Annotated in this window: 17 protein-coding genes, 15 tRNA genes and 2 rRNA genes; 27 read left to right on the forward strand and 7 right to left on the reverse strand. The window is 40.4% G+C overall.

Annotated elements, in window-relative coordinates; all coding sequences use genetic code 11:
• The 18 genes from ACFRAK_RS06655 to ACFRAK_RS06740 all read left to right on the forward strand — a co-directional run.
• Positions 1-89 (forward strand): 23S ribosomal RNA (locus ACFRAK_RS06655); the annotation flags it as partial.
• Positions 90-153: 64 nt separating this feature from the next.
• Positions 154-269, forward strand: a 5S ribosomal RNA gene (rrf, locus tag ACFRAK_RS06660).
• A gap of 9 nt (positions 270-278) precedes the next feature.
• Positions 279-353: transfer RNA gene (locus ACFRAK_RS06665), tRNA-Asn, on the forward strand.
• Positions 354-358: 5 nt separating this feature from the next.
• Positions 359-450: transfer RNA gene (locus ACFRAK_RS06670), tRNA-Ser, on the forward strand.
• 9 nt (positions 451-459) lie between these two features.
• A tRNA-Glu gene (locus ACFRAK_RS06675) sits at positions 460-534 on the forward strand.
• Positions 535-549: 15 nt separating this feature from the next.
• Positions 550-625 (forward strand) — tRNA-Val (locus ACFRAK_RS06680).
• Positions 626-728: 103 nt separating this feature from the next.
• Positions 729-802, forward strand: a tRNA-Met gene (locus tag ACFRAK_RS06685).
• Between the two features lie 5 nt (positions 803-807).
• Positions 808-883: transfer RNA gene (locus tag ACFRAK_RS06690), tRNA-Asp, on the forward strand.
• 11 nt (positions 884-894) lie between these two features.
• Positions 895-970 (forward strand) — tRNA-Phe (locus ACFRAK_RS06695).
• A 7-nt stretch (positions 971-977) separates the two neighbouring features.
• Positions 978-1,053: transfer RNA gene (locus ACFRAK_RS06700), tRNA-Thr, on the forward strand.
• A 16-nt stretch (positions 1,054-1,069) separates the two neighbouring features.
• Positions 1,070-1,153: transfer RNA gene (locus tag ACFRAK_RS06705), tRNA-Tyr, on the forward strand.
• A gap of 10 nt (positions 1,154-1,163) precedes the next feature.
• Positions 1,164-1,237, forward strand: a tRNA-Trp gene (locus tag ACFRAK_RS06710).
• A gap of 17 nt (positions 1,238-1,254) precedes the next feature.
• A tRNA-His gene (locus ACFRAK_RS06715) sits at positions 1,255-1,330 on the forward strand.
• A gap of 35 nt (positions 1,331-1,365) precedes the next feature.
• Positions 1,366-1,440: transfer RNA gene (locus tag ACFRAK_RS06720), tRNA-Gln, on the forward strand.
• Between the two features lie 3 nt (positions 1,441-1,443).
• A tRNA-Gly gene (locus tag ACFRAK_RS06725) sits at positions 1,444-1,518 on the forward strand.
• A gap of 8 nt (positions 1,519-1,526) precedes the next feature.
• Positions 1,527-1,600 (forward strand) — tRNA-Cys (locus ACFRAK_RS06730).
• Between the two features lie 8 nt (positions 1,601-1,608).
• A tRNA-Leu gene (locus ACFRAK_RS06735) sits at positions 1,609-1,689 on the forward strand.
• 150 nt (positions 1,690-1,839) lie between these two features.
• Complete coding sequence (locus tag ACFRAK_RS06740) at positions 1,840-1,998, forward strand: hypothetical protein (protein ID WP_394571449.1); 159 nt, start codon at positions 1,840-1,842, stop codon at positions 1,996-1,998.
• Between the two features lie 2 nt (positions 1,999-2,000).
• On the opposite strand, the gene ACFRAK_RS06745 is transcribed toward ACFRAK_RS06740, so the two are convergent.
• On the reverse strand, positions 2,001-2,291 hold the full coding sequence (locus ACFRAK_RS06745) for a hypothetical protein (RefSeq protein ID WP_192207899.1): 291 nt from the start codon (positions 2,289-2,291) through the stop codon (positions 2,001-2,003).
• Positions 2,292-2,675: 384 nt separating this feature from the next.
• Positions 2,676-2,882, reverse strand: coding sequence for a hypothetical protein (locus ACFRAK_RS06750; RefSeq protein WP_387597137.1), 207 nt, complete (start codon positions 2,880-2,882; stop codon positions 2,676-2,678).
• Between the two features lie 473 nt (positions 2,883-3,355).
• Here ACFRAK_RS06750 and glsA point away from each other — a divergent pair, with 473 nt between their 5' ends.
• Entirely contained in the window at positions 3,356-4,297 is a 942-nt protein-coding gene (glsA, locus tag ACFRAK_RS06755) for a glutaminase A (RefSeq protein WP_387597194.1), read from the forward strand.
• Between the two features lie 254 nt (positions 4,298-4,551).
• On the opposite strand, the gene ACFRAK_RS06760 is transcribed toward glsA, so the two are convergent.
• A complete protein-coding gene (locus tag ACFRAK_RS06760) occupies positions 4,552-4,746 on the reverse strand; it encodes a hypothetical protein (RefSeq protein ID WP_192207901.1) in 195 nt (64 codons plus the stop codon).
• A complete protein-coding gene (locus tag ACFRAK_RS06765; RefSeq protein ID WP_387597191.1) occupies positions 4,737-5,249 on the reverse strand; it encodes a tyrosine-type recombinase/integrase in 513 nt (170 codons plus the stop codon). The genes ACFRAK_RS06760 and ACFRAK_RS06765 overlap by 10 nt, the downstream gene beginning before the upstream one ends.
• A 371-nt stretch (positions 5,250-5,620) precedes the next feature.
• Here ACFRAK_RS06765 and ACFRAK_RS06770 point away from each other — a divergent pair, with 371 nt between their 5' ends.
• The 3 genes from ACFRAK_RS06770 (at position 5,621) to clpP (ending at position 7,692) form a co-directional block, all read left to right on the forward strand.
• Positions 5,621-5,944 carry a hypothetical protein gene (locus ACFRAK_RS06770; RefSeq protein ID WP_387597135.1) on the forward strand — a complete coding sequence of 108 codons (324 nt, stop codon included), beginning with the start codon at positions 5,621-5,623 and terminating at the stop codon, positions 5,942-5,944.
• A gap of 425 nt (positions 5,945-6,369) precedes the next feature.
• Positions 6,370-7,077: a sigma-70 family RNA polymerase sigma factor gene (locus ACFRAK_RS06775; protein ID WP_387597132.1), complete on the forward strand. Its 708-nt coding sequence runs from the start codon at positions 6,370-6,372 to the stop codon at positions 7,075-7,077.
• 30 nt (positions 7,078-7,107) lie between these two features.
• Entirely contained in the window at positions 7,108-7,692 is a 585-nt protein-coding gene (gene clpP / locus ACFRAK_RS06780) for an ATP-dependent Clp endopeptidase proteolytic subunit ClpP (RefSeq protein WP_098370859.1), read from the forward strand.
• Positions 7,693-7,849: 157 nt separating this feature from the next.
• Here the strand turns inward: clpP and ACFRAK_RS06785 are convergent, their stop codons facing one another.
• Positions 7,850-8,743, reverse strand: coding sequence for a TauD/TfdA dioxygenase family protein (locus ACFRAK_RS06785; RefSeq protein WP_387597128.1), 894 nt, complete (start codon positions 8,741-8,743; stop codon positions 7,850-7,852).
• Positions 8,744-8,773: 30 nt separating this feature from the next.
• The gene (locus tag ACFRAK_RS06790; protein ID WP_394571450.1) at positions 8,774-9,763 is read right to left on the reverse strand and encodes an aliphatic sulfonate ABC transporter substrate-binding protein; all 990 of its coding nucleotides are present in this window, start codon (positions 9,761-9,763) and stop codon (positions 8,774-8,776) included.
• 398 nt (positions 9,764-10,161) lie between these two features.
• Here ACFRAK_RS06790 and ACFRAK_RS06795 point away from each other — a divergent pair, with 398 nt between their 5' ends.
• Both ACFRAK_RS06795 and ACFRAK_RS06800 read left to right on the forward strand, forming a co-directional pair.
• Positions 10,162-10,911 carry an ABC transporter ATP-binding protein gene (locus tag ACFRAK_RS06795; protein WP_387597188.1) on the forward strand — a complete coding sequence of 250 codons (750 nt, stop codon included), beginning with the start codon at positions 10,162-10,164 and terminating at the stop codon, positions 10,909-10,911.
• A gap of 22 nt (positions 10,912-10,933) precedes the next feature.
• Entirely contained in the window at positions 10,934-11,767 is an 834-nt protein-coding gene (locus ACFRAK_RS06800; RefSeq protein WP_387597123.1) for an ABC transporter permease, read from the forward strand.
• A 61-nt stretch (positions 11,768-11,828) separates the two neighbouring features.
• On the opposite strand, the gene ACFRAK_RS06805 is transcribed toward ACFRAK_RS06800, so the two are convergent.
• Positions 11,829-13,055, reverse strand: a complete 1,227-nt coding sequence (locus ACFRAK_RS06805) for an ATP-binding protein (protein WP_387597120.1) — start codon at positions 13,053-13,055, stop codon at positions 11,829-11,831.
• A 619-nt stretch (positions 13,056-13,674) separates the two neighbouring features.
• Between ACFRAK_RS06805 and ACFRAK_RS06810 the strand changes: the two genes are divergently transcribed.
• The 3 genes from ACFRAK_RS06810 (at position 13,675) to ACFRAK_RS06820 (ending at position 16,671) form a co-directional block, all read left to right on the forward strand.
• Complete coding sequence (locus ACFRAK_RS06810) at positions 13,675-14,604, forward strand: glycerophosphodiester phosphodiesterase (protein ID WP_387597118.1); 930 nt, start codon at positions 13,675-13,677, stop codon at positions 14,602-14,604.
• Between the two features lie 144 nt (positions 14,605-14,748).
• Positions 14,749-15,888 carry a zinc-dependent alcohol dehydrogenase gene (locus tag ACFRAK_RS06815; RefSeq protein WP_387597115.1) on the forward strand — a complete coding sequence of 380 codons (1,140 nt, stop codon included), beginning with the start codon at positions 14,749-14,751 and terminating at the stop codon, positions 15,886-15,888.
• Positions 15,889-16,218: 330 nt separating this feature from the next.
• Positions 16,219-16,671, forward strand: coding sequence for a hypothetical protein (locus ACFRAK_RS06820; protein ID WP_387597112.1), 453 nt, complete (start codon positions 16,219-16,221; stop codon positions 16,669-16,671).
• Positions 16,672-16,902 lie beyond the last annotated feature (231 nt).

Here is a 16,902-nt window from a genome sequence, read left to right on the forward strand (position 1 = left end):
CCTGAAAGATGATCAGGTTGATAGGTCAGAGGTGGAAGCGTGGCGACATGTGGAGCTGACTGATACTAATAGATCGAGGACTTAACCAACGCTTTTTAAAAAATGAAATACCTTCTTATTATCTAGTTTTGAAGGAACAACGTTCCTTACATGTTTGGTGGCGATAGCGAAGAGGTCACACCCGTTCCCATTCCGAACACGGCAGTTAAGCTCTTCAGCGCCGATGGTAGTTGGGGGTTTCCCCCTGTGAGAGTAGGACGCCGCCAAGCTTATATTGTTCCGCAGTAGCTCAGTGGTAGAGCATTCGGCTGTTAACCGAACGGTCGTAGGTTCGAGTCCTACCTGCGGAGCCATTATTGGAGAGCTGTCCGAGTGGCCGAAGGAGCACGATTGGAAATCGTGTAGACGGGTAACCCTGTCTCAAGGGTTCAAATCCCTTGCTCTCCGCCATTTATACCTGGCCCGTTGGTCAAGCGGTTAAGACACCGCCCTTTCACGGCGGTAACACGGGTTCGAATCCCGTACGGGTCACCATTTAGACAACATATTGGAGGATTAGCTCAGCTGGGAGAGCATCTGCCTTACAAGCAGAGGGTCGGCGGTTCGATCCCGTCATCCTCCACCATTATTCAATAAGATCAGGTTGTTTCTGTGTAAAGGATTGATCATTCATCCCATTGAAACGCTCAACACGAAAACTTGATTCATAATAGTAACATTATTACCGTCGCGGGGTGGAGCAGTCCGGTAGCTCGTCGGGCTCATAACCCGAAGGTCGCAGGTTCAAATCCTGTCCCCGCAATCTATGGTCCCGTGGTGTAGCGGTTAACATGCCTGCCTGTCACGCAGGAGATCGCGGGTTCGATTCCCGTCGGGACCGCCATTTTATTGTTTGGCTCAGTAGCTCAGTCGGTAGAGCAAAGGACTGAAAATCCTTGTGTCGGCGGTTCGATTCCGTCCTGAGCCACCATAGTAGTGCCGGTGTAGCTCAACTGGTAGAGCAACTGACTTGTAATCAGTAGGTTGGGGGTTCAAGTCCTCTTGCCGGCACCATGTTTCATCCATATGCGGAGGGGTAGCGAAGTGGCTAAACGCGGCGGACTGTAAATCCGCTCCTTCGGGTTCGGCAGTTCGAATCTGCCCCCCTCCACCATCTTTATTACAGGGGTATAGTTTAAAGGTAGAACAGAGGTCTCCAAAACCTCCAGTGTGGGTTCGATTCCTACTACCCCTGCCAATTTCAATCCTATAATGGCGATTGTGGCGAAGTGGTTAACGCACCTGATTGTGGTTCAGGCATTCGTGGGTTCGATTCCCATCAGTCGCCCCATTTAATAAAACATGGTATAATGATTACAACGTTAATGGGCTATAGCCAAGCGGTAAGGCAACGGATTTTGATTCCGTCATGCGAAGGTTCGATCCCTTCTAGCCCAGCCATATGCGAAAGTAGTTCAGTGGTAGAATACAACCTTGCCAAGGTTGGGGTCGCGGGTTCGAATCCCGTCTTTCGCTCCAAAAACGTTGGCGGCATAGCCAAGCGGTAAGGCAGAGGTCTGCAAAACCTTTACCACCGGTTCGATTCCGGTTGCCGCCTCCAACATACATGCCGGTGTGGCGGAATTGGCAGACGCGCACGACTCAAAATCGTGTTCCTCTGGAGTGCCGGTTCGACCCCGGCCACCGGTATCAAGAATAGCGAAGAATCGCTATTACAAAAAGCTTCACACTTAATTGTGTGAAGCTTTTTTGTGTTTATGCCGCACTATAACATATGTACAAATAATGTGCGGGATTATTGTGCATTGATTTTTCATCACTCAAGAATGAAGGCGATACATGAATTCAGGTGCCACAGATATTGCGGGGAGTGATAAGAAATATTCTCCATTTAAAAATTATTTGATCAGCAATAGTACAGAGTACGTTTATTCTAATGATGAAAATAAAAAACGAATGGAAAGAGCATTAACTCTCCCATTCGTTCCAAAACAATAAATTTAGATTTCAATATTAATAGCATTTAGCTCCGCTTCCGTATAGCCAGAAGAGGATAGTGCGATTTCAATTTCTTCGGCAGCCTTATAATCAAATAATTTAAATTTAGACATTAAAGCGAAAGCATTTTGATTTTCGATTGCCAGGGCAACAGCTTCCACGTCTTGCAGTAGCTTCAGGTCTTCAATGTAGAATTGAGCGGTTCTCATCGCTAAATACTCATTCATTGTAGTCGAATTGTAGAAAAGATTTGTTAAAGTGGTGATTGCGTTAGGAACAAAAATCTTATTCATACTTACCCCTCCACTATTCTTAATATTCTGTCATTAATTCATTTCTAGTATGAGTCACGATAAAAATGTTGTCAATCTTTATCTTATGAGCATTTTAACTCACCAATTGAAAGTAAATCCGTACTCAAATTGAGTAAAACGAAAACAGGCTATTACAAAGGCAAAAGTGATTGGGAATGAATGTTGCTGAGTTTACGAAACGAACCAACTTACATGTGACATGTTGATTTAAGCTAGATTACTAGATTTGGTTGAGCATCAAAAAGCCAATGTCACAAGTGGCACGATTAAGACGAATGTTTTAGAATTTTTTTAGAGATACTTTCATTGATGAGTTCCTTTCTGTGTTTAAAATTATCGAAGGGCTTATAAAACAACAGATCCTTATTGACTGTGAAGAAGGCGGGCTTCCAAATTACGCAGCTCTCCGAATGAAACCCTATCAGCCACAATTATTTGCAATGTTCTCGTAGCTGTCATTCGTTTGTCTGGATGCTTCATTTGCAGATGCTGTTGTATCGCTCGGAAAAGTTCATTATTTTCTGGACGGTTGGCGTTATAGATTTCTTGTAAACTATTCGATTTTCCCATGGCTTTTCCTACTTTCCATCAAGTGTGAAAGACAAATGAAAGCTTAATAATATTCGTAGGGTCTATATTTCCGTCTGAGAGCGTCTAATTCCTTCTTTTTTCAATTAGATCTTCTTTAAAGATCAGGGAAGTTGCTCCTGATTTTTTTACATGGCGTTAGCTTAGCTGTCTTACTGCTTGACTGTTGCCTGTATATGTTGTTGTTTTTCTTTGTCTTTAACACCACCAAAGCAATGCAGAATCATGTTCTGCATAGGAGTGTGTTATTGTGTTGTTAGAATGTTCAAATTGAGACATGATGCACTAGTCCCGTTATCAACTAGGAAATTAGATCCTTTAACCTTACTTCTATTTATTTTCCGCTTCGTACTTTTTCTAAATAATATCAATGAAATATGGTAATAAATAAAAAACCACTATTTAAGTGCACAACAAATAATAAATTTTCTAAGGGGCGGCAAATTGTGAACAATATGGGATGTCAATGCAGGTCCAATGACGAGTTACAGCAACTGGTCGATCAGGCAAAAGAATATACAAATTTGGGAAAGGTGGCAGACTATATACCGGCTCTTGAAAAGGCGAATCCTGGGGATTTATCTGTTGCTATTTACTATCCTGACGGAAAAGGATATTGTGCGGGGGATGTAAGTGGGAAAATGACACTGCAAAGCATATCAAAAGTTTTGACACTTGCTCTTGTATTAATGGAAAAAGGGGGGGAATATGTCTTTTCCTATGTAGGAAAGGAACCCACCGGTGACCCTTTCAATTCGATTGCCAAGTTAGAGACAAACAAGCCATCCAAACCGTTAAATCCGATGATCAATGCAGGAGCATTGACTGTGACCCACATGATCGCAGGTGATAGTGTGAATGAACGATTTCAGCGTATTTTAGATTTTATCCGGGAAATGACGCAAAATCCCACGATTGGTTTTAATGAAGATGTAGCCCGGTCAGAATACAATACAGCAGACTTAAATAGGTCGTTAAGCTATTTTTTAAAGCAGCATAATTTAATAAATGAGGATGTGGAGGACTTAATCGAATTGTACTCGAAGCAGTGTGCCATTGAAATGGATAGTAAGGATTTGGCGAGGATAGGCTGTGTGCTGGCCATGAATGGGAAAGATTTGTTGACGGGAAAGCAAATCATTCCCGGGGATATTGCCCGTATTTGCAAGACATTCATGGTCACTTGCGGCATGTATAACGCATCAGGTGAATTTGCCATCAATGTTGGCATACCGGCAAAAAGCGGTGTGTCAGGGGGAATCATGGGGGCCGTTCCCGGAAAATGTGGGATTGGAATTTATGGTGCAGCGCTGGATGAGAAGGGGAACAGCGTAGCGGGGGTAAAAATCTTGGAAATGATGGCGAAAAAGTATTCTTTAAGTATGTTTAATTTTTAAACCTTGACCATTGGCGGTGGGGCGATGATATTAATCAAGTTATTTTTCATTCGGATGTTGTCTGGCTTAGGAAAGTCAGAGAGGAGAGAGAATAAAGCTTGGAATAAGAGCTTTTTCGTTTGTTTGGTGTGGTCCTACAGGAAAAGGCCTATCAGATACGATTGGTACAGTAGTCTAAAGCCTGAATGGAACAAATCACTTAATTTCACGGCAAAAAAAGGACCTCTGCACATTCGGCAAGGGTCTTAAGGTGATCATAACAAGTTGGATAGGAGAGATACTTTTTTATATAGTGCATGTACCTCTTTATTTCGATGTTCCCCGATGTCATTTCTTAGGTGGCCTTCCATATCGGTCATTAAATCAGCTAATTTCAATGCCTTTTGCCTATCGGAAATATTGCTTCGAATGATGGATTCATATTTTGCATTGTATTCAGTCAGTGACATTTCTTCCGTCCTCCCATAATATCATTTAAGCTGTCCTCTGTTCCTTCATCAGCAATCCCAATGTACTTTAGTGTAACTTCAGGATGTGAATGATTAAGGATCGTTTGTAATTCAGCAAGGTCCTTACTTCGTTTATAGTGCCAGTACCCGAACGTTTTCCGCATGGTATGGGTACCGACGCCCTCGATGTCCACCATGTCCGCTGCTTTATTAAGCTGTCTGTAAGCCTGTATCTTGCTAATTGGCTTATCGCCCTTGCGTGAAGGGAATAGCCATTCACCATCGATGGTCGCTATATAGGCTGCCAATTCATTACATACATTATTAAGCTGTATTATTCTTGGCTTTTTTGTTTTGCCTTCCTTGATGATGACCTCCATCTTACCTTTAATGTCCTTTATCTTCAGCGATAATAAATCAGACACACGCAAGCCGGTATTAATGCCTAACAGAAACAATATGTAGTCTCTCTCGCTGCAATGTCTCTTCAGTGACCATTTCATATCATCTAATTTTTCCAATGATCTGATTGGTTGAACGTCAATTAAATGTTCTTTTGGCAATGAGATCACCCTTATTTCATGCTAATGGAATCAGTATTTTGAATGTATACTTTTTTATTAATTTAAGAGTAACACTTGAAAAGGATGGAAGTCAATGTGATGGGTCTATTGATATTTTTTGGACTGTCCACGGTTAGGAGAATTTTAGTTGTTTATTCGTTTTAGGCAGAACAATGGCATTAAAAACTTCTGGAACTTGATATAATGAATCTATAGGAATATTCTTCTAAACTGACGTTTTGATGGATATTTAATAGATGAATTAATTCATTCTGAATTTATTATGCTTTAACAGGATTGGGGTAACCAACATGAAGAGAGGTTTAGTTATATTGAAAAAGTTACTGCCTTTAATGTCAAGGGTGTTTACTATGGCAATAATGGTTGCGGTTTTTTACTGTATGTTCATGTTCGCAGACTTGGAGAAGGAAAAGACAGACAGCGGCGGGCGTCATAACGAGCAATCCGTTAATTTTGAAGAGATGAGCGATCAAGAAGAGAAGCCAGCAGGTTCTTTGGTGAACTATTGTAAAGATAGCGCTAATGAGAATCGCACCTCCAGTTGGTTTGGTATTGAAGAAGACGTTCTGGAACCTAGCGAATATACGGTTGAATGCATTGAACACTTGGAATAGCAGCAGAGTTCCTATGGAACAACCGTAAATTTGAAGTTCAGGACAACAAGGATTCTGGACATCAGGGTTTAGCAAAAAGGTAAGGACATATAGCCGAACATTTCCGTGAGCGGGGGACATCCAAAAGCTGGTTGGCTTAATGGAACGGAGCGGAATTCACGGGAATATAAGTGTTTTGGAAAATAAGGTTTCGCCGAAATGATTGGTGACGAACGGGTACACAGGGGGAGGGCATATTTGTTGCATATAGAACATTGACATTAGCCTGTTTGGATCTTGACCAAACAGGTTTTTAGTATGAAAGGAAATCCAATGGAAAGAATGGAATAGAATATTATGAAGAATGTAGGAAAATTTTCCACCCCCATATCTTTTTCACTTTCTGAAACGTTTATAGGATAGAGGGTGTTGAAGGAGTGAGAAAAATGATAAATAAGTTAAGGGAAGATATTTCTGAAGAAAAGGATAACGGTGCGATTTTGCGTGAAGTCTATCCTGAATTGCTTCGGTTTTGCCGATTCCTGACCCAAAATAATTGGGATGGGGATGATTTGGCACAGGAAACGGTATTGAAGGCAATGCAGGGCTATGGTAAGAAAACCGAGATAACAACGGCTTTATTGAAAACGATAGCCCGCCATTCCTGGATTGATACAATACGAAAAAGAAAAAAAGAATCATTAGACGAACTGTTGGATACCGAACAACAGGGATCAGTTGGGGAAAATGCCTTTGAAACTGTTGAATATATAATGAAGTCACTTACCCCGAAACAAGCTGTTGTTTTCCTGTTAAAGGAAGGATTCCTCTATCGGTCAAAAGAAATATCAGAATATTTGCACACGACAGAAACGGCTGTAAAGGCAATCTTGAACCGTGTGAAAAAACGTTTTGCCGATGAGGCTGAAGAGCGTAAGTTGTCTGGTGTGGAAGATTGGCTAGATGATGAGGAACAGCGGCTCATGTCCCTGATGACACAGGCTTTAAAAGCCCAGAATCCTGATATCCTCATTAGAAGCATCCCATCTTTCAAATCCCTGAACAGTGAATCCATGATTCCTAAACTGATGAATCGTTCGATTCTTTCCAAATCAAGCTTCACTCCTTCAAACACACTCTCAATGGCAGCATAGCCAATATCATTGTTAGGAGGAAGAAGAGATATGACGACAATTCCATATGTAATTGAGCAATCAGGCAAGGGTGAGCGCTCGTATGATATTTATTCCAGACTTCTAAAAGACCGTATCATCATGATTGGGGAAGAAATCACCGATCATTTAGCCAATAGTGTGGTTGCCCAATTGTTATTCTTGGCAGCAGATGCACCTGAGAAGGAAATTACCATTTTCATAAACAGTCCGGGGGGATCGACCAGTGCCGGTTTCGCCATTTATGATACGATGCAATATATTAAGCCTGATATCCGGACTGTATGTACGGGGATGGCTGCATCATTCGGTGCCATGCTTTTATTGGCAGGTACGAAAGGGAAACGGTGCGCTTTGCCAAATAGTGAAATCATGCTTCATCAACCGCTTGGTGGGGCGAGGGGGCAAGCCACGGAAATTGAAATTTCTGCCCGAAGGATTTTGAAACTAAAGGATCATATCAATCAAATCATCTCGGAAAGGACTGGGCAGCCTATCGAAAAGGTGGCGAAGGACACCGATCGTGATTACTTCTTAAGCGCAATAGAGGCGAAGGATTACGGTATAATCGATGAAATAATCGTTCAGGATAATTAATCCTGATAAAAACGCCCTCAGTGAGGTCAAAAATAAGCTGGATGAAAACGAAAAGAAACTGTCGATATCTAATCGGCAGTTTCTTTTTTACCTTACAATTCGGTCTTTCGCTTATGAGGCATCCAAGTAATGGAACCTTACATTCCATACATGAGTTTTATTTCTTAATAATTAGTTTGCTAGATTCGTTCTCCTTGTTTACGGGAACGTCTTTTCCTACTGTGACCCTGCGAACGACGCGGTGCTGGTCCCCGTAATCGGCAATAGCGTAATGCTGCGTGGCTAGGTTATCCCAAATGACCACGTCCCCTTCACTCCATTGCCAACGCACGGTATTTTCCAAGCGCGTGACGTATGAATCGAAGATGCTTAATAATCTTTCAGATTCACTTGTTGTATATCCTTCCACTCTGCCGGCAAAGCCACCTAATAATAAATGTCTTTTTCCGGTTTCTGCGTGCACGTGAACGACTGGGTGCCTTGTTTTATAAATGGTCGATTCGAATATATCACGATATTTCTTTTTAACTTCATCATCAATGTTTTCGGCTGGTTTGAATTGTGCATAATCATATTCATTTGTATGGATCGCCCATAGTTCATCCGCTAAATTCTTCAATCCCTCAGGCAGGTCCTCATATGCTTTATTCGTATTTGCCCATACTGTATCGCCGCCAACATCAGGGATGGTTACACCTCTTAAAACAGAGTATTTGGGGACCTCTGGAACAAAAGTGACATCAGTATGCCAATGGTTTGCTTTAGCACCCCGTTCGGAATCAAGTTCGAAAATATAGTTAGTGTTGTCTTTGACCGGTACTGTAGGATGCGCATAAGGTTCACCCAATAGTTTGGCAAATGCCTCTTGGCTGGCATCGTCCAAATGATTTTGACCCTTGAAGAATACGACTTTATGATCGTTTAACGCTTGTTTGATTTCATTGAAAATAGCTAAATCCAAGTCTCCGCTTAATTGGACTCCTTGAATTTCCGCACCAATCCTTCCTGCTACGGGTACCACTTTTAATTGTTGTGTTTTAGTTTCCGTCATAATCAATCTCCTCCTATAAGGTATGTTTTTTTATTTTTTAAAGGCTGCATCAATGTATTCATTGTGGATCTGGTTTTTAAAATTAAATGATTTCTTGATATAACCCACACCAGCTAAAGTATCGATTGATTCTTGTTGTGCCTTGATGGCATCATCGGTAAAGTAGATATTTGGTTCTTCAGCCGTTATTATTTTCTTGACTGTGCTCACAGGCAATTTAGTTTCTTTAGAATAAATTTCAGAGGCTTCATCTGGATTTGCAATTTGCCAATCGGCAGCTTTTTTATAAACCTTTAAATAGGCCTCGACAATTTCAGGATGTGCTTTTGCAAATTCGTTACGTGCAATGATTGCACCAGGAGCTAATATTTTTTCTTTTACTTTAAGTGCGACTGCATTCCTTTTTTCAATATTATTAAGGTAATAAGGGTTCCAAATCGCCCAGGCGTCCAATTGTTTGGTTTCAAAAGCGGATTGGGCATCATCCGGTTGTAAATTGATGAGTTTAATATCATCAATCGTTAAACCATGTGCTTTCAATGCCTTGATTAAATACACATGACCTGTTGTCCCGGAGGCAACACCGACTGTTTTTCCCTTTAAGTCTTCAATCTTCTTAATGTCTCCATCTGGCTGAGCCAGGATCCGGACAGATGACTCACCTCGACCCGTTTGTGCAATCACTTCAAATGGCAGATTCTTATCAATTCCGGCAATCAGTGCACCATCCCCTAAAAAAGATAGGTCAACCCGATTGGAAGCGAGGGATTCCAAAAGCGGGGGACCACTCGGGAATTCACTCCACTCGATTTGGGCATCCAGTTTAGAAAACTCTTCGTCGAACAATCCCTTTTCCTTTGCAATGACCAAAGGCCCCATCTTGCCATTTAAGGCAATATGAACTTTAAGTGGATCACTTTTCCCGGAAGCCTTGCCGGCATCGGAATTGCAACCTGCCAATACAGCAATGCTAATGATGGCAAGCAATACGGCGGTTAACTTGTTACGGTATTCCTTCATGAATTCCCTCCTTTTTATTACACTTACCACATCTGGATAGTCAGATTAATGACAAAAAGAGATTCAACGAAGAGTATGCAGGGTTACTCTTCATTGAATCTCCGGTAGTCCAGTTGATTCACATGACCTATATTTAATTGGTTTTTTGTGAAGCGGATTTGTGTATGAATGCATCTTAGCAGTTGTTAGAATAATCTGTCAATTAATATTTTTAATTAATCCGATAAAATAAATTGGTATTGAGTGTTGATTATAAATAATCGATAAGTTAATATAAAATGAAATATTGAATCGACTAGTTAACTAGAGATTCAGCAAAGGGACAATATGTGCCTTATTGCTGGATCTCTATTTTTTTTATTTGAGAAAGGGTGAGGTTATTGGTAGCGACGTTAGAAATGAATCATGTAAGCAAAACATTTAAGAATGATAATGAAAGTGTCCATGTTTTGGATAATTTAAATCTGCACGTCAAAAATGGTGAGTTCGTCACCATCATTGGTCCGAGCGGCTGCGGGAAAAGCACATTATTAAAGCTGATCGCAGGACTTGATTCAGACTTTGACGGCACGATCATAGCAGGGGATCATCCTGTTAGCGCCCCTTCTAAAGACCGTGGTTTCATTTTTCAGGAGCACCGCTTATTTCCATGGCTGAATGTGGAGAAAAATATTGCAGGTAACCTTCCATTAAAAAAAACGGACATCAGAAAAAGAGTGGATGATTTAATTTCACTTGTTAAGCTAAAAGGATTTGAAAAGGCGTATCCACGCCAATTATCCGGTGGAATGTCGCAGCGTGTTGCCATTGCCAGGGCCTTATTACGTAATCCTGAAGTTTTATTGCTGGATGAGCCATTCGGTGCATTGGATGCCTTCACGAGAACGCATCTTCAAGAGGCTTTACTAGAAATATGGGAGAGGAATATGACAACGATGGTGCTTGTCACCCATGATATTGATGAATCCATCTTTTTATCGAGCAAAGTGGTAGTCATGGAGGCAAAGCCTGGACGGATTAAAGCTATCGTTCCAATTGATTTACCATATCCAAGATTTCGAACAAGCAAAGCGTTTCAGGAATTCAGGACCGTCATTTTAACCCAACTTGATCATCATCCGGAAGAAAGGGAAGATTGGAGCATTTAATTAATTTTTGAAAAAAGGAAGGATGAAAAATATGTCTACGCAGACCGTTGCTCAAAACAAGTCGCTTGTCATAAGGAAAACGAAAAAACAATCCCAACTTGCCAAATCAGCATTGCGGGGTTCGTTCCTTCCCGTTGTCGTGTTGATTGCATGGCAATCATTAGGTTCGGTTGGCATCCTGCCTGCCCAATTATTCTCATCTCCTTTATTGATCGTCACGACTTTCATAGATCTCGTTCGGTCAGGGGAAATGGGCATGCATTTACAAATCAGTTTAACGCGGGCTCTTCTTGGCTTTGTATTAGGTGGTTTTTTAGGCTTATTGCTAGGAGTCATCGTGGGCATGCAAAAAAAATCCGAAGAATATCTTAATCCGAGCATTCAAATGTTACGAACGGTTCCTTTACTTGCGATTACCCCTTTATTCATTATGTGGTTCGGGTTTGGTGAACTATCCAAAGTGCTGCTTATTGCTTTAGGTGCTTTTTTTCCTCTATATTTACAAACTTTTTTGGGCCTTCGGAATGTGGATAAAAAACTATACGATGTTGCTAGAATCTTAGAGTTTAGCCGTCTGGAACAAATAACGAAGCTCATGATTCCGGCAGCTTTGCCAAACATATTGCTTGGTATCCGTTTAGCCTTAAGTGCGGCTTGGATGTGCCTGGTCGTAGCTGAATTGTTGGGTGCGGATAGAGGGGTGGGCTTCATGATTCAGGATGCCCGTTCATTCATGCAGACGGACGTCGTATTCGTAGGCATCATCATTTTTGCCCTCGCTGGCAAAATCTCCGATTCGTTTGTCCGCTTTTTAGAAAATCATTTACTGAAATGGCAAGATAGTTTTAAAGCCTAATTGAAAAGGATGACCGCCCGGTTTTGGGAGGTCATCCTTTTTCTTGTTTGGTAATGTTTGTTTAATCTATTTCTCTATGTAAGGGTAAATAAATGGTGAAAGATGTTCCTTTGTTCAATTCGCTCTGCACCACGATTTTCCCCTTGTATTTTTGAACGATGGAATAACAAACGGTCAGTCCGATACCTGTTCCCCTGTCTTTAAGCGAATAAAAAGGGGTACCGAGTATTTCAAGCTGTTTTTTGGAGAGGCCCATTCCTGTATCCGTTATTCGAATTTTTGCCATAGTGCCTTCCTGCTCTGTTTCCACTTTGATGAATCCGGGATCGTTCATTGACTCAATTCCGTTTTTTATGATATTGACCAGTATCTGTTTAAGCTCGATGGGATTCATGTTAATGTGCAGGTCGTCACGGAAATCCAAGAGAAAGCCTATGTTTTGATTATTGGCGAAACTCGTTAATAGATCGGAAATCTTTTGGATCTCGAAATTTAAAGGAATGACCTCTACATTATCCGTTTGCGGTTTTGCCAAAGACAAATAATCATTGATTATCACTTGTGTATATTCGAGTTCTGTGAGCATGGTCTGTACATAAAATTTTTCCGTTTCATTCAGTTCCTTCTCTTGATCTAATAACTGGGCAAACCCTTTCACGACTGTAATCGGATTACGTATCTCATGTGCAATGGTGGCAGCGAGCTGTCCGATTGAGTTCAGTTGCTTGGCCTGCTGTATTTCCTTGTGAAATGCATTCGTGGATTCCACCCTATTATTGGTTCCTATGAATACGAATACCAATATGATTTGTATGGCGATGAAATTAAGCGTGTTGCCGAAACTATCCAAAGCGACATATTCATAAGTATTTTGAAGATCTGTTTTTGAAATGATCAAGATGGAAGCGGGACCTAATATGAAATTTAAAGTGGCGACAATATAAAACCCGATTTTATCAAAGAGAAAAATGGGAATCAAGGGTGCTAAAGCAAATAAAGCCAACATGATTGCGGTATCTGGGAAGATCAAGAATTTCCCATATAAATAAACAGTAATTAAGAAAATGAATAGGGTTTTATAAAAATTGACTTCAGTTTTTAAGTAAAATAACAGAGAAATTATCATCCCCGATATTAAAATGACCTGCAATATCATCGCGTAGGGATTATCTTTCCAACTTATAGGTGATACAGAAATCCCAACTAATAGTAAAAGGGATATCATTGCCATGAATGCTTTCAGTATAAATCGGTGTTTGTTTTGATAATATTGATAATTTTTTAACATAATTCCCCTTAATATTAATATTCTGTTTGTTTGTTTAATAGTAATATGATACTAGTTTTTTGTAAATCAGAAAAAGATAGGTGTTGCCATCGATAGTTTTTCTATATAGTACCGGAAGGGGAGGTCAAGGAGTTAGGAACATATCTATCCATGCGCACTTAGTATGTCAACATTGGCACATCTGATCTAATATATGGGTTTTATTGGGTTTGTTTTTGGTTTAGTATGGATGTGTAAGACTTAAAGAACAAGCCCTATTGGGGATGAACGATAAAGAAATCGTTAAAGACCGCGAAGAATGGAGTTAAGTAATGAGATTTTGGAAATATTTGGTTGCTTGTATTTGGGTGACTGTTTTTTTCTACTATTTCAATATGTACATGCCAAGAAACTTTTTATATTTTCTTATTGGATTACCAGTATCCATGTTTAGCACATTTTTCATTTATGATTTTTTTAGAAAAAGAGGCTTTTAGCGGATTTATGAATGCACGGGGGTAATTGTTTGATAGGTTATTTTACTCATTTTTACTAAAATATGATTTCTTTACATTATATTAGCTGTAGATTCACATTCCCCTTCTAAAATGATGGTAATAATAGGAGGGGGAGAGGGAAAATGAAAACGAATATAAAGAAATTCGGCTTTTGTATGATGAGTGCGGCCTTTATATTGCAAGCTACTTCCATGGGGGCATCAGCTGCAAATGGAAGTCATTCCAATTCATCTATTTATGAGAAGAAAATCGTGAATATTGCACATCGGGGAGCTTCTGGCCATGCACCTGAACATACCATTCCCGCTTATCAATTGGGAGAACAAATGAAAGGTGACTACATAGAAATCGATCTTCAGATGACCAAGGATGGAAGATTGATAGCCATGCATGATGAAAAGGTGGATCGTACAACGAATGGTACAGGTCTGGTGAAGGATTTAACGCTGGCAGAAATCAAGAAACTGGATGCCGGTTCATGGTTCAATGAACAATATCCGCAATTGGCAAAAGAGGTATATGAGGGGGTAAAGGTTCCCACTCTTGAAGAAGTCTTTAAGAAGTTCGGAAAGCAGGCCAATTACTATATCGAAACAAAGTCACCTGAAGTATATCCAGGAATGGAAGAAGAACTTCTGCAGGTTCTCGAAGAATATAAAATGGTGGATTCAAAAGGCCGTACCAAGAATGTATTAATACAATCGTTCAGTAAAGAAAGCCTTATGAAGGTTCATGATATGAATCCAAAGTTACCGCTTGTACAACTCTATTCTTATAAGAACCCAGCAACCATTTCCGATGAAGAATTGAAATCCGTTAAGGAATATGCAATTGGCGTTGGCCCGAACTTCAATAAGGTTGACGGACAATATGTGAAGATGGTTCGCAGTCATGACCTTCAATTCCATCCATATACAGTAAATGATAGAGCGGATATGAAAAAGGCTCTTGAATGGGGTGCAACGGGGCTGTTCACTAATTATCCTGATGTATTCAGCGAGGTACTAAGAGAGTACAAACATGATAGTCACAATGAAAATGGGAATTTATAAGGTTACTAAATAATTGCTTTATATGTGAGTCCCGGTTTTTCCGGGGCTTTTTTTGTATTGAAGGGCAAATTGGGTGGTCTTAGGCTTAGCGGTAGTTTTTGACGGGTATATCAAATGTATTAAAAATATTTTAGGAGGTTGATTATGAAAGCTGTCACTTTTCAAGGAGCAAAAGAGATACAGGTAAAACAAGTTGAAGATCCGAAACTGCAGCAAAAGGATGATATCATCGTACGAGTGACTTCAACGGCTATTTGCGGATCCGATCTCCATATATATCAGGGTGCTTTGCCCACGCATAAGGATTATGTCATTGGCCATGAACCGATGGGCATCGTTGAAGAAGTGGGTCCGGAAGTAACGAAGGTGAAAAAAGGGGACAGGGTTGTCCTGCCTTTTAACATATCTTGTGGGCACTGTTATTATTGTGAACATGATATGGAGAGCCAATGTGATAATTCCAACCCAAATGAAGCGGTGGATACAGGCGGATACTTTGGTTTTACGGAACGATATGGGAACTATCCAGGCGGGCAGGCAGAATATTTAAGGGTCCCATATGGAAACTTCATGCCGTTTGTCATACCAAAGTCATGTGAACTTGAAGATGAAGCACTATTGTTCATGTCCGATGTGCTGCCAACCGCATATTGGAGTGTAGAGAATGCTGGCGTCAAGAAAGATGATACGGTAGCGGTACTTGGCTGTGGGCCGATTGGCTTGATGGCTCAGAAGTTCGCTTGGATGAAAGGCGCAAAAAGGGTCATTGCAATCGACAATCTTCCTTATAGGCTCAATAAGGCAAAACAGATGAATAAGGTTGAGGCGTATAACTTCGACGAGTATAACGATATGGGCAGCTACATTAAGGAAATCACTTCAGGCGGGGCCGATGTGGTCATCGATTGTGTGGGGATGGATGGCAAGAAATCAACGATCGAGGCGATTGAGCAAAAGCTGAAACTTCAGGGCGGAACGTTAAGCGCGATCGAGATTGCACTTAACGCCGTACGTAAATTCGGTACGATCCAACTGACTGGCGTATACGGATCCAAATATAATATGTTCCCATTAGGCAATTTATTTGAAAGGAACATTAACCTGAAAATGGGGCAAGCACCAGTCATTCACTACATGCCAAAACTTTTTGATGAAATCACGGATGGAAAGTTCGACCCTACGGAAATCATATCTCATAAAGTCCCTCTCGAAAAAGCGAGTGAAGCTTATCAAATTTTTAACGATCACGAAGATGAATGCATTAAAGTGGTGTTAAAGCCTTAATCTTAAGCTTATAAAAATTCCAATGCATGGAGATGCATTGGAATTTTTGGATATGTTCGCAAATAGGTAATGGTGTATTATGGATAAACGTATAAAATGGGTGTGAAATATGAATGGTAATTATGCCTTTGAACGGAAGAAATCAGGATTACACTGATTTTTTCGGAAATGTTACGATTGACCCTTCAGATGATGAAGGAGCATATGACTCAAAAAGAAGAGTTGATTTAATAATTAGATGCATTGCCAAGTGAACTTGAATAAGGGTTTTGGGTAATGAGATGGAGTATTTTTATTATATAATGATAGTGACAAAAGGAGGATGTATGGATGGTATATAATTCGGCAGCAGAACTTTGTGAAGGGTTTGGGTATCCGCCCGTTCACGTTAAATTGACGATAGAGATCGTCGATAAGAGATTGGGACCTGTAACGGCGGAAGCAGAGATTGCCATTAAGCCTGTTAAGTCAAAGGAATATCTAGAAGTATTGGTGGAAGAATTGGAATCGGAGCATATCTTTGCTGATGAAAATGGCAGTATCTATGGCAGCTTCGGCATCGATCAAAGTATCCAGATATATGATGAAGTCCTGGCTACAATTCCGTTCGAAGAGTTAATAGGAAAGGAAAATTGGAAAGAGATAATAGAGGAATCAATCACTGTGGATAAGCTAAAGGAACAACTGGGGAAATCCCTCAATGATTATCAATTCAGTGATTTGAGCGGGAAATATAAATTCAGGAAAAGATGTACGATAACGGAACTTCAATTCATAGAATAAACCAAAACTGGAGAAGGCGAAATGCTTTCTCTTTTTTTGATGCCATCATAATCAAATGCTGATAGTGAGACAATCCGTAAGAGTTTTTAGACATACACAATGTCAAGAAGAGATCAGTAAGGTTTTTTATGGTGCACCATACATATTTTTATGGTTTTACATAGGGTAATATATTGATAAGGACTTTTACAAGAAAACGAAATGTATATTTTAAAAGTTAAAAAGGAGAAT

This window comes from Peribacillus sp. NPDC056705 (assembly GCF_043656335.1).